This window comes from Methanocalculus sp. MC3 (assembly GCF_054767395.1).
This window is the reverse complement of record NZ_BAABMP010000002.1, coordinates 256,543-272,278: the sequence shown is the minus strand read 5'-3', so window position 1 is coordinate 272,278 and position 15,736 is coordinate 256,543. Positions and strand designations below refer to the sequence as shown.

Below are 15,736 nucleotides of genomic sequence, written 5' to 3'. Positions count from 1 at the left end.
ATTAATAAGTACATTCTGATAAGTGCTTGTATGGGTTTGGGGAAGCCGGGGATACGCATCCTTGGCATCGCAGAAAGCTGGATGGGGAGAGAAGAGTCATTCCTTGCAGGTGTCGTCATGAGGGGGGATCTCAGAATTGACGGATCCGCACTCACTCATGTGACTGTTGGAGGGATGGATGCAACTGATGCTGTGATCCGACTTTTCATCTCGTTATCCCGGACAGATATCAATCTGATCCTGATCTCAGGGGCTGCAATCGCCTGGTATAATATCATCAATCCCGATCTGATTCAAAAAGCCACAAACACACCGGTAATGATCATCACCTATGAAGAATCAGGCGGCCTTGAAGAGGCAATACGCAATCATTTCCCGGGTGATAGAGAGAGAATGGAGGCATACTGCGCACTCGGGGAACGTGATTCCATCCATCTGAAGACCGGGTATGTTGTCTATCTCAGGCGATCAGGAATCCAGCTTGATGATGCAACAAGGATCATCAACACATTCACCTTCGATGGCAGAGTCCCGGAGCCTGTCAGGGTTGCCCGGATTTTTGCCCGTGCAGTCATGCAATCCGCTCAGAACGGGAGATAATCCGGTCATGATCCTTATGATACACATCAAGCCTGACAGAATCGCCAGGTCGAAATGTACCATCAGTCAGATCAAGAAAGATCCTTGATCCCGGATACCAGTAAAATCCTGTCGAGCCGGGACCTTCCATCCTCTCAACACCGATATGGTATGTTGATATGAAGATATGGGCATTCATTGAAGAGATGAGGGCTCCGGAATCCCGACCATTGACAAAGATCTCAGCCCGGAGATCGTCATTGAAATATGTCGCCACCCCGCTATTGATGATGGTCATCCTGCTATCATAATTTAGTCCACCATTTTTTTCACAATAGTGGCTCAGCTGCGTGATTGCAAAGATCTCCGGTGGCTCTTCGGGAGAGCCTCCCTGCCAGAGCGGGATATGGAGCATCAGAAACAGAAGAACGGCAAGAATGATTGTGATCACAACTAAGAGCAGTACACCCTGAACCTGTGATACTGCTTCCCCGGATCGCCCATCTGACATCCTAAAAAGGTTATAAGTCCGGCTATTTATGTAATCTGAAATATGTCTCTTTGAAGAGGAAGAGATGATGAAAAAAGAGGAGAACTCTTATTCATCAAAACCCATAAACGCAAGTTCGTACATCCAGTCAAGAAGGAGTTCGCAGGTTTCAACAACACATTCGCGCTCGCAGCCGACACAGGGGATCAGATGTTCACCAGCCATCAGGAGAGAGGGATCAATAACCCGCTTTTTTGTTGATTTCAGGAGATATGTCTTAATACCATTTTTCCGATATTCATGTCGCTCAACCATCCCAGAATCGATGAGCTTCTTGACAATCCGTGAACACTTCCTAGAGTCAACATTCAGGAGTTTCCATAATTCGCTCTGAAGAACACCATCGCTCTTCGACTGTATCATCTGGAGCGCTTCGTCAAACAAGTCATCAGTCATAGCGCTTCAGAGGACGGGGGCGATGCTCAGAATATTGTTCCCGCGTATGACAACACACCCCAGATTTCGTTCACGTGACCCTTCAGTCAGCTCTGTGGCTTCATCCATGTGGAGATTGAGATACTCGTCAACCGCAATAAGCCTCCCCTGAAGTTTTCGCCCATCATCCTTAATTTCTACGACAATTTTGGAATCGACGAGAGAATTTACCTTTTTAATAGGCAGAACAATACTTGACACCATTATGAATACTATCGCAGGGTTGCCACATTAACCTTTTCATACCATTTTACAAAAGAGTTGATCAGAGGAATGGATCGAAGGGGCCGTGTGCACGGCTATAGCCTGCAATCCGGGATCCAAGTTCTCTTGCGGGGTCAAGCGCAGGATCATCAAAGATATCAGCCGGGCCGATCAGCCGCCCCCCCGCAAGTGTAAAGGCCAGGCAGACAATCCGTGGTGGCCCTCCGGAACGGGAGCCCTGTGCATCACAAATAGAAACCGGTATGAGTGGCATCATTGGCCGTTCTCCAACTGAGGAGCGCACCATGTACGGCTGGGCAAAAGGCTCGACCGCTTCACCATAGGTTGGAAATATGCCACCCGTCCTGAGAAGAAGGCCGGGGGCGGCAGTTTCTGATGGTCCGGTCACAGATGCTGCATGCTCCCCATCTCTCTTCGATACGATTGTGACTCTGCTCTCTTCCGGTCTCCTGATCGAGGCGAGAAGACGGTATGTATCCTCAGGAAGAGAGAAGCTTCGCCTGGAATCATGGGAGGATGTGGAAAAGACAAAACCATCCAGAAGCGCATCGTCAGTAACAAGCCGTGTTGTCGAGAATGGATCGGCAAAGATACGATAGAGATGGAGATTAAAGAGATCCGCAGTTGGATGATCGGCTATGAAGAGAACGATCTCTTCAGATCTGCGCTCAGCAAACGAGAGCGTGCATGATACTGTGGAAGCTTGCGCAGGAGAGAAGATATTCTTCTTCCCAAGATACTCACGACAGGATTCAAGAACCCTCTTTACCAGGGAATCAATCTCTACCTCTTGTGTGTGTGTTATGAGAAAACCAAGCGTATCCCCGCATCGAAAAACAAAGGAATCAATCAGAATTCCACCCTCCTCTTTCTTCAGCAGGCGGGCAGAGAGCTCGATAATACCGGGATGTAGGCGATGTCCTGCCGGAAATCCGCCGGGGCGGGAGGTGATCAGGGTGCATTTCAACAGCAAAGAGTCCGTCATACCTACGAACTCCCTTATTCGGGCAGCGCTTCCAGCCGCTCGATTATCCCTCTGCTCCCGACATAAATCGGCGTCTTCTGATGGACATCTTCAGGAAGAATATCAAGTATATCACAAGATCCATTACTGATCCTGCCCCCTGCCTGCTCTGCGAGGAAACCAATCGGCTGGGCTTCGAAGACCAGCCGGAGTTTGCCTTCTGGCTTTCCACGCGCGGCAGGGTATGCATAGAGGCCGCCATATTTGAGGATCTGATGGAAGTCAGCCACAAAAGAACCCGAATAGCGGCTCTTTGCACCTTCAGCCTCAAGCGCGGCAATAAATCCCGAATGCTTTTTCGTCCATTCCGGCCGCTTGCCACCACTCCCATAGATAGTACCCTCCGGCATTGTGATGGAATCCTCCATCAGCAGATACCGCCCGTCATCTGCCAGGGAGAAGAGAGCGACCCCTGATCCTATTGAGAGTGTGAGGGTCGTCATCGGGCCATAAAGAAGATAGAGGGCGGCTCTCATCTCATTTCCCTTTCTCAGGACTGAACATCCCTCATAGATTCCGACAATTGTACCAACTGCAAGATTCACAGCAATCAGCGATGATCCATCAAGCGGATCCATCACAACAGAATACCGGCCCCCGGAATTCCGGCACGCGAAGACCTTCTCCTGCTCTTCAGATGCGATCAGAGAGACAAGACCTGATTCGGCAAGTATTCCGGAGATATGTGTATCTGACCAGGTATCCATCTCGGCCTGCACTTCACCGGATGTGTTGAGTGAGGCGGCATACCGCTGATTCGAGATAAATGCGCTCCGGATTGGACCTGCCTGTTCTGCAATCAGGCATATAAGATCGGCAAGATCGGACTCGCAATTCTTCTCCCTGAGATACTCCTGTACTGTAATCATATCCTTATCACTCCAAATGTCCCGTCCCTGTACCGGGCAAATATATCATTCCGTCGTCTGCTGACATCTTAATTATGCCTCAGTCTTACCGGTGAACTCTGTTCTGTTCAGCATATCATGTACTCTCGTGAGAGCTTCAATGGCATCTGATCGTTTCTGATCGATTGCCGATTTTGAAATATACTCAATAAGGCGAGCGCGTTCTTCAATCCCAAGTACAGAGACGATACGCTCATAGGTACGTTCGGGATAGAAGAGATCTCTTGCAGTCCTGATAAGAAGAGCCTCCACATCTTCTGAGATAACACCATCTTTTCTGGCATGTCGAAGCGTACACCGGATATTAACAAGGGGGTCAGAGAGGGGAGTCAATGTTTCGGGATCGAAGACAAGGGCCACCTCATCATCAGAGACGAGTGTTCCATTCCGGTACAGTGAATAGATGACACCAACCCCCTCCATTCCAAGGGAATCCAGTTCTGCTGCCCTGAGCGCCCCCATGCTTGATGCACCAATCACGAAAATTCCACTCCGGAGAAGAGAGAGGATCTCGCGATGGCCTACAGCAGAATCCTGAAAGAAGTACCCGTCAATGATACAGACGAGTGATACTTCAGATCCGAAAATGGCATTTAGATCCCCGCGCCTGATCGGGGGGAGGAAGGTGGCATCCGGACAGAGTGCCCGTGCTTCCTCATGAGGAAGACTTGGGCCGAGGTAAACGACTGCGCCGTGCATTCTTACACCGATCTCCTATCCGTTCCTGATCCATTGCAAATACTTCAAGGCCGGGAACTACCACCCTGACAACGGGAATGCCGATCCCGGGCCGCGTCAGATCAGAGACGATAACCCGGTCAAATCCTGCTGAGATGATGCGATCACAGACATGCCTGATATCGGTGAGGAGATCATCACTTCTATAGCCGGGTATTCTTTCAAAAGGAATAGTACCATTTTCCCGGAACCAGTAACCGTTCAGCCTTTTGGTCCGTTCATACCCAATCTGCCTTCTCATATCGGCAACCACCGTATCCTCGCGGGCACCATGAATCTGGGTGAGGCGGCTCTGGGCAACCTCGGTCAATGCGCGAAGAAGCGCGATCTCCGGTGTAGTATGGGTGCCCATGCCCGTGACAAGAAGCGCCGGATCGCAGAGGGTAGTATCATCTGCAACAGCTGCGCATGTCGGAATCCCAATATCGCTTGTAATATCCCTCAGAATCAGGTCAATTCCTTCACGAGAGAAGCGATTGATAATCTCCAGGCTGAAAGGGTCCGTGATCTCGACGATCCGGTTCCCGGTATAGCGGGTTGCCTCAACAAGTGACCATGCATCCCGTTCGATAACTTCCAGTAGTCCGTGGATAATCGCTTCCTCAAGAGTATTGCCAGATGCAATTCCATTCGTGTTTGTCCGGTGAAGGGGAGGATAGCTATGAGAGAGGGGGTGGTATACGGCATGTGCCGGCAGAAGCACCTCCTCGTTATTGATGATGTCATACCCGGTTGCCCAGGGTATTGGTGCTTCCCTGTCTGCACCTGCCGGAAGGATCAGATCGATTGGATCAATGGCAGGTAAGTCCCGTGAGATCTCAGAGTATCGTCCAACAATCACCGGATCGGAATGCATCTCGGCAGAACACCGTTCGATCCCTTCCATGATGGCAGAGACACGTGCAGCAACTGGCGTTGCTCCTTTCCCATTGTAGACTGATATTGCTCCCCCCTCGGCAGTAGGCCTGATGCAGGAGAAGACAGGTATGCCAAGGCGATCAAGACCTGTAATATCTGCAACCCGCGTGATACCAGCCTGTGGAAGGAGGGGTTCAATCCGTTCAAGGGTTGACTCGGGAGATACAGCCCGGTGTGTTTCGATCGTATACCCTTTCGGGCAGCTTTTCAACTGCATCTGAATCTGATAGATCTTATCCCCTCAGATACTTACTACCTTTGCATTATGAAACGCAATCAATCTGACAGAATATATATGATCACGGCAAGAGATCAGAGCTGATGAGCAAGCCGCATGGAACAAAACGGGATGATCTTCTTGATGCTGCCCGTGGAGTATCTCTCATCGCAATGATCGTATACCATATCATCTTCGATCTGAGTTATTTTGGAATCATACAGGTTGACCCGTTCTTTCGCTACATGGCATATCCGATCGCCGGTTCATTCATCTTCATCGCCGGGATCTCTCTCCACCTAAAAGCTCGATCAATCGGGATAAAGGCCGATTACAGATCTTCTATCTCTCCATTCATCTCACGCGGCATAAAAATCCTCGGTATTGCAGCAGGAATAACAATTGTTACCTGGATCTATCCCCATGATGGATTCATTGTTTTTGGGATCCTCCATCTCATAGGAATCTCCACCATACTCGCGATCCTCTTTATCCCGCTTGGAAGATGGAATATCCTTCCGGCTGGCATAATTATTCTCATCTGGTTGCTCTTCTTTCCTCTCTATGGACCTGCGTACCTGATCCCACTTGGCATCTATCCACACGGCTTCTACACACTGGACTATGAGCCGCTCATACCATGGTTCTCCCTGATCCTGTTGGGAATAGCAGCAGGAACATTCCGGTATTCCAAAAAGGCAAAAAAACAACGAGATAACAGATTTGTGAGTCTCCTGGCTGTTCCCGGACGAAATTCGCTTCTTATCTATCTCATTCACCAGCCGATCATCATTGGATTTCTTGTTCTGATCGGGCAGGCAGGGATCTGATAGCCTGCATTTTTTCAGGAGAGAAACAGAAAGGTTAATTGTTCTGCCTTGAGAATCGATTAGTATGTGCGCCGGTTTTTTGAAGGGTTTCTTTGGGAAGAAACCTCACATGGTCTACAGCCCGCCTCCACCTTCAATATCCCACGGTGCTGGCATGCAGATACCAGAATATAAGAACAAACCATATTTCATCGTCGCTTCTGTTGAGATGGGCAATACCACTACAAAATGTATCCTGACAGGAACCAGCCTTGAAACCGGTTTATGCTATGTTATAAACAAGACAGTGAGCATGAGCCGGGATGTCCGTCCCCCAAAGCCCGGAGAGGAGATCTTTGGAAAGACACTGGACGGAACCGAACTGACACGGGAATCGGTGACCGAACTTGTACGGAATACGCTGATCCAGTGCCATCGTGAGGCAAAACTCGATATCAAAAATGACCTTGACTTTGTGGTACGGAGCACCGGGGTTGTTGCGGCAATGGAATCCCCCGATCAGGTAGGTGACTTCGTTATCGCGCTAGCGAATGGTTGTCTGGATGCTGGCGTGCCCCCGCGAAAGATGACCCCGCCGATGTCAATTGATAATCTCCCAAAAAAACTGAAGGATCACAGCTTCGCTGACCGCCTCGTCTTTACCGGTGCTGTTGCAGGAGTTGTGCCACCGGTTGGTAGCACCGGAGTGGAAATGGTGGCAAACGAGATGGAAGGAGAGCTTGCCATGGCAGGCATAAAAGAAGGGGCAAAATGGACTCCGGTTGATTTTCGGAATCCCTGCATCTCACTTGATTTTGGAACCACGCTTGATGGAAGGATCACAGGGGATGTTCCCTCTGAGGCAGATAACCCGTTTGCAAAAACAATCGGCAATTTCTGTGGCCTTGCCGGAGCAATTCCCGATGCGATCGTCAGGGGAACCGGTCTTGTTGAAGGAAGGACCGGCACCGCACTAGATGTTTTTGGCGAAGGGAACGGAGGGGGTAGTTTCTCTTTTGGAAGGCACAGGAAGGTAGTATCCGACTATGTGGATCTCTGTAATCAATATATTGATATCAGGATAGTTCCCCCGGATCGAAAGCGTTTTGGACGTGTTCCTGTTTATGCCGATGTCGCAGCGGAATCTGGTGTGGCACTTATCGGATGCGATTGCGGTGTTGACGGAGATGGGATCGACAACCTCAAAAAGATTGGTGCGGAGATCTATGAGAAACACAGATTATCTGTAGTCACAGAGGTTATCGATCGCGTCTGTGCAAGCATGGCTCTCAGGATGATTGATGTCTGCAATGAACGACATTTCATACCAGGGAATGCATCAATCGGTTTTACCGGAAGAGCAGCGATATCGGGGAAAAAACCCGAATATATCCTTGAGGGGATCATCGATCGAGAACTGTTTGCAGATCCAATCGATCACATTGTTTTCGTGGACGATGGGCTTGCTCGCGGTGCTGCACTGATGGGACGCTGTATGAATTCGCTCGGTAAACCGAAAAATCCCCTGGGCGGCGTCCGTGGAGGGGGCTGTATCATGGGTAGAAGAATAAAGATTGGGAGATAAAGTATGGAAGAAGCAGAGTTATTTGATCTGGTGATCCCACCGGGAGTACCGAGAAGCATTATCCGCTCGGTACTGGAGAATTATAATGTCGAACTGGTGCCGCATAAAACCCGCCTGGCTTTTGCGAATATGGATGGGGACGAACGTGAACTACTGGCATTCAGGGGAGAAAGAGAAGAGGTTGAACGCGTTGAGGCGTTCATGTTTGAAGAACTGAAAAAATTTATCAATTAATCTTTTTTTCCGCGCCAAAAATCGAGAGCAGAAGTGCTTTTTGTGCATGGAGGCGGTTTTCAGCCTGATCCCAGACAGCACTCCGGGGTCCGTCCAGAAGTTCATCGGTGATCTCACAGCCGCGATGTGCCGGGAGACAGTGAAGAACGATACATTCGGGAGATGCGCGCTTCAGCAGTTCTGCATTCACCTGATATCCCATAAATGATGCAAGACGTTCTTTCTCTTCAGCCTCCTGACCCATCGATATCCAGGTATCTGTATAGACTGCATCGGCACCCTCGGCCGCTTCAAGAGGACTCTCACACAATCTCACAGAGCCTTCGGCTTCGGCACGGCGGATGCACTCGCTATTTGGTTCGTAGCCTGGAGGAACAGCCACAGAGACATTCATTCCGGTCCTGATTGATGAAAGGATCAGTGAGTTGCAGACATTGTTTCCATCCCCCACCCATGCAACATTCAGCCCTGATAAGCGGCCAAACTGTTCCTTTAAGGTCATCAGATCCGCCAGAATCTGGCATGGGTGTTCCCTGTCTGAAAGGCCGTTAATGACCGGTATCGCAGAAGACGCAGAAAATGCCTCAATAGAGCTGTGGGTATGTGCGCGGATCATGACTGCCGAGAGATATCGTGAGAGAACACGCGCAGTATCACCGATAGCCTCACCGCGATCCAGCTGCATATCCCGTGGGTTGAGGTACAGGGCAGATCCTCCAAGTTCAAACATCCCGACTTCAAATGAGATCCGTGTTCTGGTCGATGACTTCTCAAAGATCATACCGAGTGTTTTTCCAGAGAGGTGAGGGTGAGGGATATTCTGTCGACGCTCTTCTTTCAGCCGGATTGCATCTTCAATGATCGTCGATATATCTTCAGACGAGAGATCCAGAATAGAGAGTACATTCATCGCAATTCCTTCATATGATGTATACGATCCGAGAGAATGGTTTCCTTTCCAATATCCGTCCTGTACCTGATATTTCCCCGGACAGAAGATGCCGCAGCCTCAGCTGATCTCTCTGCATCTGCCAGGTTCTCTCCAACCCCGACAAAGGCAAGGGAACGGGACGAGCGGGTGAAGACGGATCCGTTCTTCTCCTCGACATTGGCATAATAGAGGAGGGCACCATGATCTCCTGAAAGCTCAATTCTATCCCCGGTCTTTGGTTTTTCAGGATAGCCCGCAGGGACTACGTATTTGCATACGGTTGCCTTTCTCTCAAACACCACATCAGACTGGCGGAGAGTACCGTCTGCAACACGCATGGCGATCTCGGAGAAATCACTTGAGAGTATTGAGAGGACATTCATGGCTTCCGGATCTCCAAACCGTGCATTGAATTCGATAACTTTTGGACCTGATGCCGTATTCATGAATTGTCCATAGAGGATTCCCCGGTAGGGAGAACCCGATGTATCAAGTGCCGAGACGACATCATGCATTATCCGAAGAGCGGCTGCATATTCTGAATCCAGAACAAAGGGGAGTCTGTGATCAGGCATGCTGTATGATCCCATGCCACCGGTATTTGGACCGGTATCACCCTCAAAAGCACGCTTGTGATCCTGGACAAGGGGCATGGGAATGAGAGAATTGCCATCGACAAATGCCATAAGGGTGAATTCCTCGCCGATGAGCCGCTCTTCAATGACCATTCCCCCCTGAATGGAACGGGCATACTCGATCGCACCCGCCCGATCGACCTGTTCACCCATTACCTTGACACCTTTTCCTCCGGTCAGGCCGATTGGTTTGATGACAACATCCTCTTCATGTGATGAGATAAAAGCCACTGCATCTTCGGGATCGGAAAAGATACGATATGCAGGGAGACCTTCGATCCGGTACTCCTTCATGAGCTGTCTGCAGAAGGCTTTGTCCGTCTCGATCCGGGCAGCTGCCCGGGTTGGTCCAAGACAGCCGATACCTATCTCAAGAAGAGCGTCAGTAACGCCGGCATGTAGAGGTGCTTCAGGACCGATCACCGCATAGTCAATCTGATGGCTTTTTGCATACCTGACTATCGCTTCGGTATCAGTCTCGCTTGCAATTAAAAAATCACGGCAGAGTGTAGTAATGCCGGGATTTGCATGTGACATCACGGCATAGAGTACGGACTCCGGATTGCAGGAGAGTGCTCGTGCAAGTGCGTGCTCCCTTCCGCCACCACCCACAACCAGGTAATTCATGCTCATGTATTTGAACCCTTCTCCTATTATACTATCACTTTTTCAAAAGATCGCTTACCCGTGCCAGCGGGCAGAGAGAGATGCCTTCCTTCTCCATCCGTGACGCTGCACCCTGCTCACGATCCACAATGGTCACCACCGTATCGACACAGGCACCAGCCCGCCGCAACTCTTCGACTCCATAGATGGCGGAGCCACCGGATGTGGTGACATCTTCGATGAGAAGCACCCTCCTTCCGGCTACATCTCCGATAATCCGCGCAGCTTTACCATGATCTTTCTCAGTCGCACGGATGATTGCATAGGGTTTCCCCGACACAAGTGATACTGCAACTGCAAGCGGAACACCTCCGACTGCAACACCGGCAACCAGTTCGAAATCATATGCATCAGATACAATACGGCCGATTGCACAAAGCAGGTCAGGATGCGTCACTGCCTGCTTGATATCGACATAATACGAGCTCTTCTGGCCGGAAGCCAGTATAAACTCACCAAATTCAATTGCATGATACTGAATCAGGAGTGATGAAATATCGTCTACCATGGTACATCCTTTATTCCTAGTATATAGCCGATAATATTTGTTCCACGATGAAGAACCGGGGTGAGGATCATAATTGCAATTGCAATTGGAATTGTGATCGTAGAAAACAACCAACCGGGATCAAAGATGAGAAGCAGGATAAAGGCGCCAATAACAAGATCGAACTGATCGGCAACCGGCCATTTCTCACCCCTTTCAACCCCCCTTCGCCTCTTCAGAAAACTCTTTGCCAGATCGCCGAGGAGTGCCCCGACAGCAAGGAGGGTGATCGAGACGAGCGTATGCTCTGGCAACCAGACGATCTCCGCATGGGAATGGACAAGGATCTGGAGGAGCCCTATGGCAACACCTCCGGTGATCCCGGCAATGAGCCCTCTCACCGTCTTGCCATCACCAAATATCCTTCTGCCATCACGCCAGCATCTTCCACCGTCAATCGGTTTCCCGCCACCAAGTGCAGCTGCAACCGGGTTTGGAAGATAAGCCGGAAGCATCACCCAGAGCGCGGATATGCCGATAATGATGAGTGAATTGATATCGATACCACCCATATCCTATGTACTATGGTGGAAGGTTTAAAAAATACTGTATCACATACTTACTCTGAAGGTTTTCGCGGGTGAATCAAGAATGCTGATCAAAAAGACGAAAAGTATCTGCCCGGTTTGTAGAAAGGTCCTTGATGCCGATATTATCGAAGAAGATAATGCCGTTTGGATCTGCCGTGAATGTCCGGATCATGGCCCAAACAGATCGCTCTACTGGTCTGATTCTGCAATGTACCACAGGTTTGATGCTTATAATGCCATAGGGAACGGTGTTCAAAACTCAAATAAGCCTGAAATCCGGAGTGGATGCCCATATGATTGTGGCCTCTGTTCGGAACATAAATCAGGAACCCTGCTAGCAAATGTTGATGTCACAAATCGCTGCAATCTGAATTGTGAATTCTGTTTTGCAAATGCCCGCGCATGTGGTTTTATCTATGAGCCAACGATGGAGCAGATAGAAGAGATGTTTCTGCTCCTCCGATCCCAGAAACCGGTTCCACCCCCGGCAGTTCAGCTTTCCGGCGGTGAACCGACGATGCGAAAAGACCTTCCCGAGATCGTCAGAAAAGCCAAGGAATATGGATTCAGCCAGGTACAGATTGCAACAAACGGTATCAGGCTTGCACAGGATAAACAGCTTGTTTCAGACCTGAAAGATGCTGGCGTTTCCACTATATACCTCCATTTTGATGGTGTCACCAAAGCAACAAATCCCCTTCTTGAGATCAGTAAGAAAGCCATAGAAAACTGCCGCGAAATGAAAGTGGGAATCGTCCTCGTACCTACCATAATTGGTGGAAAGAACCATCATGAGGCAGGTTCCATCATCAAATTTGCAGCTGAGAATATCGATGTGATACGAGGGGTCAATTTCCAGCCGGTTGCATTCACCGGGGCCGCAAGCAACGACGATATCGCAAAGGAACGGATCACCATCCCCGATCTTCTCAAGGGAATAGAAGAGCAGACAGAGGGAGTGCTACAAGCAGCAGACTTTTATCCGATCCCATGTGTCGAGCCGATCATCGATCTGGTAGAATCATACACCGGACGTCCCCAGATACAGTTTACCGCAAACCCACACTGTGGAGCAGCCACCTACCTCTTCGTCACAGAAAACGGGCTTGTCCCGGTGAACAGAATGGTAGATGTTGATGACTTTTTTAAGTCGATTGATACCATTTCAGAGGGTTTGAAGAAGAAAGGAACGATCAATAAATACCGAACCCTCCTTGAGGGTGTCAATCATCTCCGCACCACCATGAAGAATGATCGGCCGGATAAGATTGATTTCTGGGGGCTCATTACAAATGCCCTGATTCACCATAATTTTGATGCTCTCAGAAAATTCCACTGGAATGCACTCTTCATCGGAACCATGCATTTTATGGATAATTATAACTATGATATCAACCGGGTGAACCGGTGCTGTATCCACTATGCAACACCAGATGGCCAGATCATCCCATTCTGCAGTTATAATAGTGGACCGATGAGGCGTGAGGAAGTCTGGAAAAAACACGCACTCGATGAAGAGACTCAATCGTTTTGATAGTGATGTGGTTTTCAGATGATCAGAATCATTCCAAAACCAACCGATACACCCGAGGATAATTCAACACAAATGGTGCTTGATGCACTTGATACGCTGAATGCACAATACGAACTGCTTCATCTCAATGAAATAAATCCTTTCAGGGTTCCCTGCAAGGGTGACCTTATCTGGGTCTGTGGCATTCGCCAGAACGGTGTTGAATTTGAACAGATCAAAGCCCTCTCGTTAACAAACCGACTTGTCAATACCCCGGATGCCATCGCCACCTGTGCAAGCAAGGTGATGACGTCCGCACTTCTCTGCCACCATGGCGTACCAACACCAGAGACACTCTTTACCGCTTCACATGAAGCAGTTGAAGAGTTCCTCATAAAACATGGGAAAGCTGTGTATAAGCCAGTCTATGGATTTGACGGAGATGGCATTTTCCTCTTCTCAGATATCTCCGATCTCGCTGAGCCCCCATATTATATTCAGGAGTATGTCAGAAATGATCGCGATTTCAGGGTTTTTGTCATCGGATATAATGCCGTTGGGGCGATATATCGCCAGTCACCCCACCTGACCCATAATATCCATAAAGGAGGGGTCGGCACACCGGTTGAGATCGATCCTGCAATGAGGGAGATAACTGAAGCGGCAGCGAAAGCTGTCGGAATAGATTATTGTGGTGTTGATCTTCTCAGGACAGATGATGGATATACCGTCCTTGAAGTGAATGGTACACCAAACTGGCATTGCATGTCTGCACCAATACCCCGTCTGATGGCAGAATACCTGGTCAGAGAAGAAGTGAGTCAAAAAAAATTAAAATAAAATATCTACTGGGCACATTCGATCTCTTTTAGCGTCTTCTCTGCAAGCTCCCTCATTCTGGAGCTTATCCTTCCCGATGATCCAAGTTCTGCATCCTTCATAACATTTGCAAGTTCTGTTGCAAGAATGAAAATTGCATACTTATGCTCAAGTTTGCTTTTATGTACCTGGGAAGGGTTGATCTTCAGGGCTTGGTACTGAGGAAATGAAATATCAGGACTCTTTTCTTCAAAGTAACCCTTGATATCTGCTAACATCTGGTGGAGTGCGATCAACTCATCTTTATGCATCGGATCACCCGCAAGTACGATCGTGATGGCTGGGAATAAAAGAGTATGGATTAAAAAGAAAAACTAAAATACTATTGCATATTCACCATACGTAAAGATATTGGTCTTTTCACAATACCCTGAAAGTCACGCGCAGCAATAAATTCCAGCCCCTTTTCGGCAGCTACATCCAAAATCTTCTGATCCACATTTATATCAAGAAGAACACCTGCACTCTCGGAACCATACTCTTCAAGGAGAGCCTCAAATTCTTGAGGGGAAAAATCATGAAGTGTCGAGAGATCAGGAGAGAGAAAACGTCCAAGACCGCTTCCATACACTGCCTTCATGTGCCTGCCCAGTGTCGCATTTCCTCCTTTCTCCTCAGAGGGCTGGATGAGAGCCGGCTCATTGGAGCCATCATCAGATCTCTTCACCTGAAGGGAACTTTCACCTGGAACTGGTGTGGGTGAGGGGTGGGTTGAACTCCCCTCCCCAACAGAATTCCCCGGAATTTTCTCTTCACTGATATCCGGTGAATACGGATACAGGGTTGGCTGGATTCCATGATCTGATGGAACCTTTCTGATATCACGATTCACCTGATCACGGACATATTCAATCGGCACCTTGTTTCTCAGGGCTTTGACGATCTCCTTCCGGCTGAGATCCTCAACACTCTTGCCTCGTGGCGGATATGCAACAAAATCAATATCCGCAATCTGGAGAAGCTCACGCAGTATCAGTTCCCCACCACGATCCCCATCGAGAAAGACGGTTGCAGTCTTCTTTTCGCAGAGACTGACGATGATATCGGGGACATTGGTTCCTTCTACCGCCACACTGTTTTTTATCCCATACCGGAGGAGATTCAGAACATCCGCTCTCCCCTCAACAATGATGATAGCATCAGATTCTTCGACATTCGGGCCGGCTGGAATTCGCTCTTCCCCGAGCAGCCTGATCTTTTCAATTCTGATCGATTCACGCACCTCATCAAGAAGATCCTGTGAGTCGATTGTGTCCTCTTCAAAAGCATCCAGAAGGAGCTCTTTTGCCCGTTCGATGATCTTTTTCCGTTTCGCTACTCTGATATCCTCAATACATTCCACACGAACGCGTGCAACGCAGGGACCAACCCGATCTATTGTCTCAAGTGATGCAGCAAGTATAGCTGTCTCTGCCCGATCCAGAGACGAGGCAATGAATATTTCACCTGCGGTCTCTCCACGTTTGCTGACGATCTGAACATCAATACGTCCAACCCTTCCGGTTCTCTGGAGATCACGAAGATCGAGATCTTCGCCAAGTAACCCTTCTGTCTGGCCAAATATGGCACCGACTACGTCGGGTTTTTCAACCACCCCCTCTGTTTCGAGATGAATCTGAATAAGATACTTTGTCGTATCTGGTGAATACATGTAAACGCACCTCCATCGATCATGCAATTGTGTCTGCGCTTGATCATAGGCATTATGTCATAAGGATTTGCGATTACTTAAAGTAACCCATGGTGGAAATACCGTTTCAGAACATCAGGCGATCCTGGCATGTGAGAGTATGGAAAAGAGTCATTCCATTCA

The 15,736-nt window shown here is 48.9% G+C and carries 19 protein-coding genes; 6 read left to right on the top strand and 13 right to left on the bottom strand.

What is annotated here, in order from left to right; all coding sequences use genetic code 11:
* The first annotated feature begins 30 nt into the window (after nucleotides 1-30).
* Nucleotides 31-600, top strand: coding sequence for an endonuclease dU (locus ACYUBO_RS04930; RefSeq protein WP_460372798.1), 570 nt, complete (start codon nucleotides 31-33; stop codon nucleotides 598-600).
* Here the strand turns inward: ACYUBO_RS04930 and ACYUBO_RS04925 are convergent.
* The 7 genes from ACYUBO_RS04925 to ACYUBO_RS04895 all read right to left on the bottom strand — a co-directional run bounded on the left by ACYUBO_RS04925 (nucleotide 572) and on the right by ACYUBO_RS04895 (nucleotide 5,594).
* On the bottom strand, nucleotides 572-1,090 hold the full coding sequence (locus ACYUBO_RS04925; RefSeq protein WP_460372796.1) for an archaellin/type IV pilin N-terminal domain-containing protein: 519 nt from the start codon (nucleotides 1,088-1,090) through the stop codon (nucleotides 572-574). The genes ACYUBO_RS04930 and ACYUBO_RS04925 overlap by 29 nt on opposite strands.
* 87 nt (nucleotides 1,091-1,177) lie before the next feature.
* On the bottom strand, nucleotides 1,178-1,525 hold the full coding sequence (locus ACYUBO_RS04920) for a helix-turn-helix domain-containing protein (protein WP_300333421.1): 348 nt from the start codon (nucleotides 1,523-1,525) through the stop codon (nucleotides 1,178-1,180).
* A 6-nt stretch (nucleotides 1,526-1,531) separates the two neighbouring features.
* Nucleotides 1,532-1,768, bottom strand: coding sequence for an LSM domain-containing protein (locus ACYUBO_RS04915; RefSeq protein ID WP_300333419.1), 237 nt, complete (start codon nucleotides 1,766-1,768; stop codon nucleotides 1,532-1,534).
* Between the two features lie 61 nt (nucleotides 1,769-1,829).
* Entirely contained in the window at nucleotides 1,830-2,774 is a 945-nt protein-coding gene (locus ACYUBO_RS04910) for a fructose 1,6-bisphosphatase (protein ID WP_460372794.1), read from the bottom strand.
* A gap of 14 nt (nucleotides 2,775-2,788) precedes the next feature.
* Nucleotides 2,789-3,682 carry a class 1 fructose-bisphosphatase gene (locus ACYUBO_RS04905; protein WP_460372792.1) on the bottom strand — a complete coding sequence of 298 codons (894 nt, stop codon included), beginning with the start codon at nucleotides 3,680-3,682 and terminating at the stop codon, nucleotides 2,789-2,791.
* A 72-nt stretch (nucleotides 3,683-3,754) separates the two neighbouring features.
* The gene (locus ACYUBO_RS04900) at nucleotides 3,755-4,420 is read right to left on the bottom strand and encodes a TfuA-related McrA-glycine thioamidation protein (protein ID WP_460372790.1); all 666 of its coding nucleotides are present in this window, start codon (nucleotides 4,418-4,420) and stop codon (nucleotides 3,755-3,757) included.
* Nucleotides 4,377-5,594 (bottom strand): YcaO-related McrA-glycine thioamidation protein, encoded by a 1,218-nt coding sequence (locus tag ACYUBO_RS04895; protein WP_460372788.1) that lies wholly within the window; start codon nucleotides 5,592-5,594, stop codon nucleotides 4,377-4,379. Before ACYUBO_RS04895 ends, ACYUBO_RS04900 begins: the two co-directional genes overlap by 44 nt.
* Nucleotides 5,595-5,698: 104 nt before the next feature.
* Between ACYUBO_RS04895 and ACYUBO_RS04890 the strand changes: the two genes are divergently transcribed.
* The 3 genes from ACYUBO_RS04890 to ACYUBO_RS04880 all read left to right on the top strand — a co-directional run bounded on the left by ACYUBO_RS04890 (nucleotide 5,699) and on the right by ACYUBO_RS04880 (nucleotide 8,222).
* Nucleotides 5,699-6,424 (top strand): acetyltransferase domain-containing protein, encoded by a 726-nt coding sequence (locus ACYUBO_RS04890; protein WP_460372786.1) that lies wholly within the window; start codon nucleotides 5,699-5,701, stop codon nucleotides 6,422-6,424.
* A gap of 64 nt (nucleotides 6,425-6,488) precedes the next feature.
* On the top strand, nucleotides 6,489-7,988 hold the full coding sequence (locus ACYUBO_RS04885) for a methanogenesis marker 14 protein (RefSeq protein WP_460372784.1): 1,500 nt from the start codon (nucleotides 6,489-6,491) through the stop codon (nucleotides 7,986-7,988).
* A gap of 3 nt (nucleotides 7,989-7,991) precedes the next feature.
* Entirely contained in the window at nucleotides 7,992-8,222 is a 231-nt protein-coding gene (locus ACYUBO_RS04880; protein WP_300331635.1) for a hypothetical protein, read from the top strand.
* Here the strand turns inward: ACYUBO_RS04880 and argF are convergent.
* Genes argF through ACYUBO_RS04860 form a run of 4 tightly spaced genes read right to left on the bottom strand, consistent with a single transcriptional unit; the run spans nucleotide 8,215 to nucleotide 11,456 of the window.
* Complete coding sequence (argF, locus tag ACYUBO_RS04875) at nucleotides 8,215-9,138, bottom strand: ornithine carbamoyltransferase (RefSeq protein ID WP_460373595.1); 924 nt, start codon at nucleotides 9,136-9,138, stop codon at nucleotides 8,215-8,217. The genes ACYUBO_RS04880 and argF overlap by 8 nt on opposite strands.
* Nucleotides 9,129-10,421 carry a phosphoribosylamine--glycine ligase gene (gene purD / locus ACYUBO_RS04870; protein WP_460372782.1) on the bottom strand — a complete coding sequence of 431 codons (1,293 nt, stop codon included), beginning with the start codon at nucleotides 10,419-10,421 and terminating at the stop codon, nucleotides 9,129-9,131. Before purD ends, argF begins: the two co-directional genes overlap by 10 nt.
* A gap of 28 nt (nucleotides 10,422-10,449) precedes the next feature.
* On the bottom strand, nucleotides 10,450-10,962 hold the full coding sequence (pyrE, locus tag ACYUBO_RS04865; RefSeq protein WP_300330368.1) for an orotate phosphoribosyltransferase: 513 nt from the start codon (nucleotides 10,960-10,962) through the stop codon (nucleotides 10,450-10,452).
* The gene (locus ACYUBO_RS04860; RefSeq protein WP_460373594.1) at nucleotides 10,956-11,456 is read right to left on the bottom strand and encodes a CDP-2,3-bis-(O-geranylgeranyl)-sn-glycerol synthase; all 501 of its coding nucleotides are present in this window, start codon (nucleotides 11,454-11,456) and stop codon (nucleotides 10,956-10,958) included. Before ACYUBO_RS04860 ends, pyrE begins: the two co-directional genes overlap by 7 nt.
* Nucleotides 11,457-11,592: 136 nt before the next feature.
* Between ACYUBO_RS04860 and tes the strand changes: the two genes are divergently transcribed.
* Nucleotides 11,593-13,065 (top strand): tetraether lipid synthase Tes, encoded by a 1,473-nt coding sequence (gene tes, locus ACYUBO_RS04855; RefSeq protein ID WP_460372780.1) that lies wholly within the window; start codon nucleotides 11,593-11,595, stop codon nucleotides 13,063-13,065.
* An 18-nt stretch (nucleotides 13,066-13,083) separates the two neighbouring features.
* Nucleotides 13,084-13,884, top strand: coding sequence for an ATP-grasp domain-containing protein (locus tag ACYUBO_RS04850; RefSeq protein ID WP_460372778.1), 801 nt, complete (start codon nucleotides 13,084-13,086; stop codon nucleotides 13,882-13,884).
* 5 nt (nucleotides 13,885-13,889) lie between these two features.
* On the opposite strand, the gene ACYUBO_RS04845 is transcribed toward ACYUBO_RS04850, so the two are convergent.
* Complete coding sequence (locus tag ACYUBO_RS04845; protein WP_300330356.1) at nucleotides 13,890-14,174, bottom strand: UPF0058 family protein; 285 nt, start codon at nucleotides 14,172-14,174, stop codon at nucleotides 13,890-13,892.
* Between the two features lie 71 nt (nucleotides 14,175-14,245).
* Entirely contained in the window at nucleotides 14,246-15,574 is a 1,329-nt protein-coding gene (gene dnaG / locus ACYUBO_RS04840) for a DNA primase DnaG (protein WP_460372776.1), read from the bottom strand.
* Nucleotides 15,575-15,736: the final 162 nt, after the last annotated feature.

Excerpts from the sequence above, each read along its gene's own strand:
- ACYUBO_RS04900 (WP_460372790.1), bottom strand. The coding sequence starts at position 4,420 with ATGCACGGCGCAGTCGTTTACCTCGGCCCAAGTCTTCCTCATGAGGAA.
- dnaG (WP_460372776.1), bottom strand. The coding sequence starts at position 15,574 with ATGTATTCACCAGATACGACAAAGTATCTTATTCAGATTCATCTCGAA.
- ACYUBO_RS04880 (WP_300331635.1), top strand. The coding sequence starts at position 7,992 with ATGGAAGAAGCAGAGTTATTTGATCTGGTGATCCCACCGGGAGTACCG.
- ACYUBO_RS04890 (WP_460372786.1), top strand. The coding sequence starts at position 5,699 with ATGAGCAAGCCGCATGGAACAAAACGGGATGATCTTCTTGATGCTGCC.
- ACYUBO_RS04915 (WP_300333419.1), bottom strand. The coding sequence starts at position 1,768 with ATGGTGTCAAGTATTGTTCTGCCTATTAAAAAGGTAAATTCTCTCGTC.
- purD (WP_460372782.1), bottom strand. The coding sequence starts at position 10,421 with ATGAGCATGAATTACCTGGTTGTGGGTGGTGGCGGAAGGGAGCACGCA.
- ACYUBO_RS04860 (WP_460373594.1), bottom strand. The coding sequence starts at position 11,456 with ATGCTTCCGGCTTATCTTCCAAACCCGGTTGCAGCTGCACTTGGTGGC.
- ACYUBO_RS04895 (WP_460372788.1), bottom strand. The coding sequence starts at position 5,594 with ATGCAGTTGAAAAGCTGCCCGAAAGGGTATACGATCGAAACACACCGG.
- ACYUBO_RS04845 (WP_300330356.1), bottom strand. The coding sequence starts at position 14,174 with ATGCATAAAGATGAGTTGATCGCACTCCACCAGATGTTAGCAGATATC.
- ACYUBO_RS04905 (WP_460372792.1), bottom strand. The coding sequence starts at position 3,682 with ATGATTACAGTACAGGAGTATCTCAGGGAGAAGAATTGCGAGTCCGAT.
- pyrE (WP_300330368.1), bottom strand. The coding sequence starts at position 10,962 with ATGGTAGACGATATTTCATCACTCCTGATTCAGTATCATGCAATTGAA.
- ACYUBO_RS04925 (WP_460372796.1), bottom strand. The coding sequence starts at position 1,090 with ATGTCAGATGGGCGATCCGGGGAAGCAGTATCACAGGTTCAGGGTGTA.
- ACYUBO_RS04920 (WP_300333421.1), bottom strand. The coding sequence starts at position 1,525 with ATGACTGATGACTTGTTTGACGAAGCGCTCCAGATGATACAGTCGAAG.
- ACYUBO_RS04850 (WP_460372778.1), top strand. The coding sequence starts at position 13,084 with ATGATCAGAATCATTCCAAAACCAACCGATACACCCGAGGATAATTCA.
- ACYUBO_RS04930 (WP_460372798.1), top strand. The coding sequence starts at position 31 with ATGGGTTTGGGGAAGCCGGGGATACGCATCCTTGGCATCGCAGAAAGC.
- ACYUBO_RS04910 (WP_460372794.1), bottom strand. The coding sequence starts at position 2,774 with ATGACGGACTCTTTGCTGTTGAAATGCACCCTGATCACCTCCCGCCCC.
- tes (WP_460372780.1), top strand. The coding sequence starts at position 11,593 with ATGCTGATCAAAAAGACGAAAAGTATCTGCCCGGTTTGTAGAAAGGTC.
- ACYUBO_RS04885 (WP_460372784.1), top strand. The coding sequence starts at position 6,489 with ATGTGCGCCGGTTTTTTGAAGGGTTTCTTTGGGAAGAAACCTCACATG.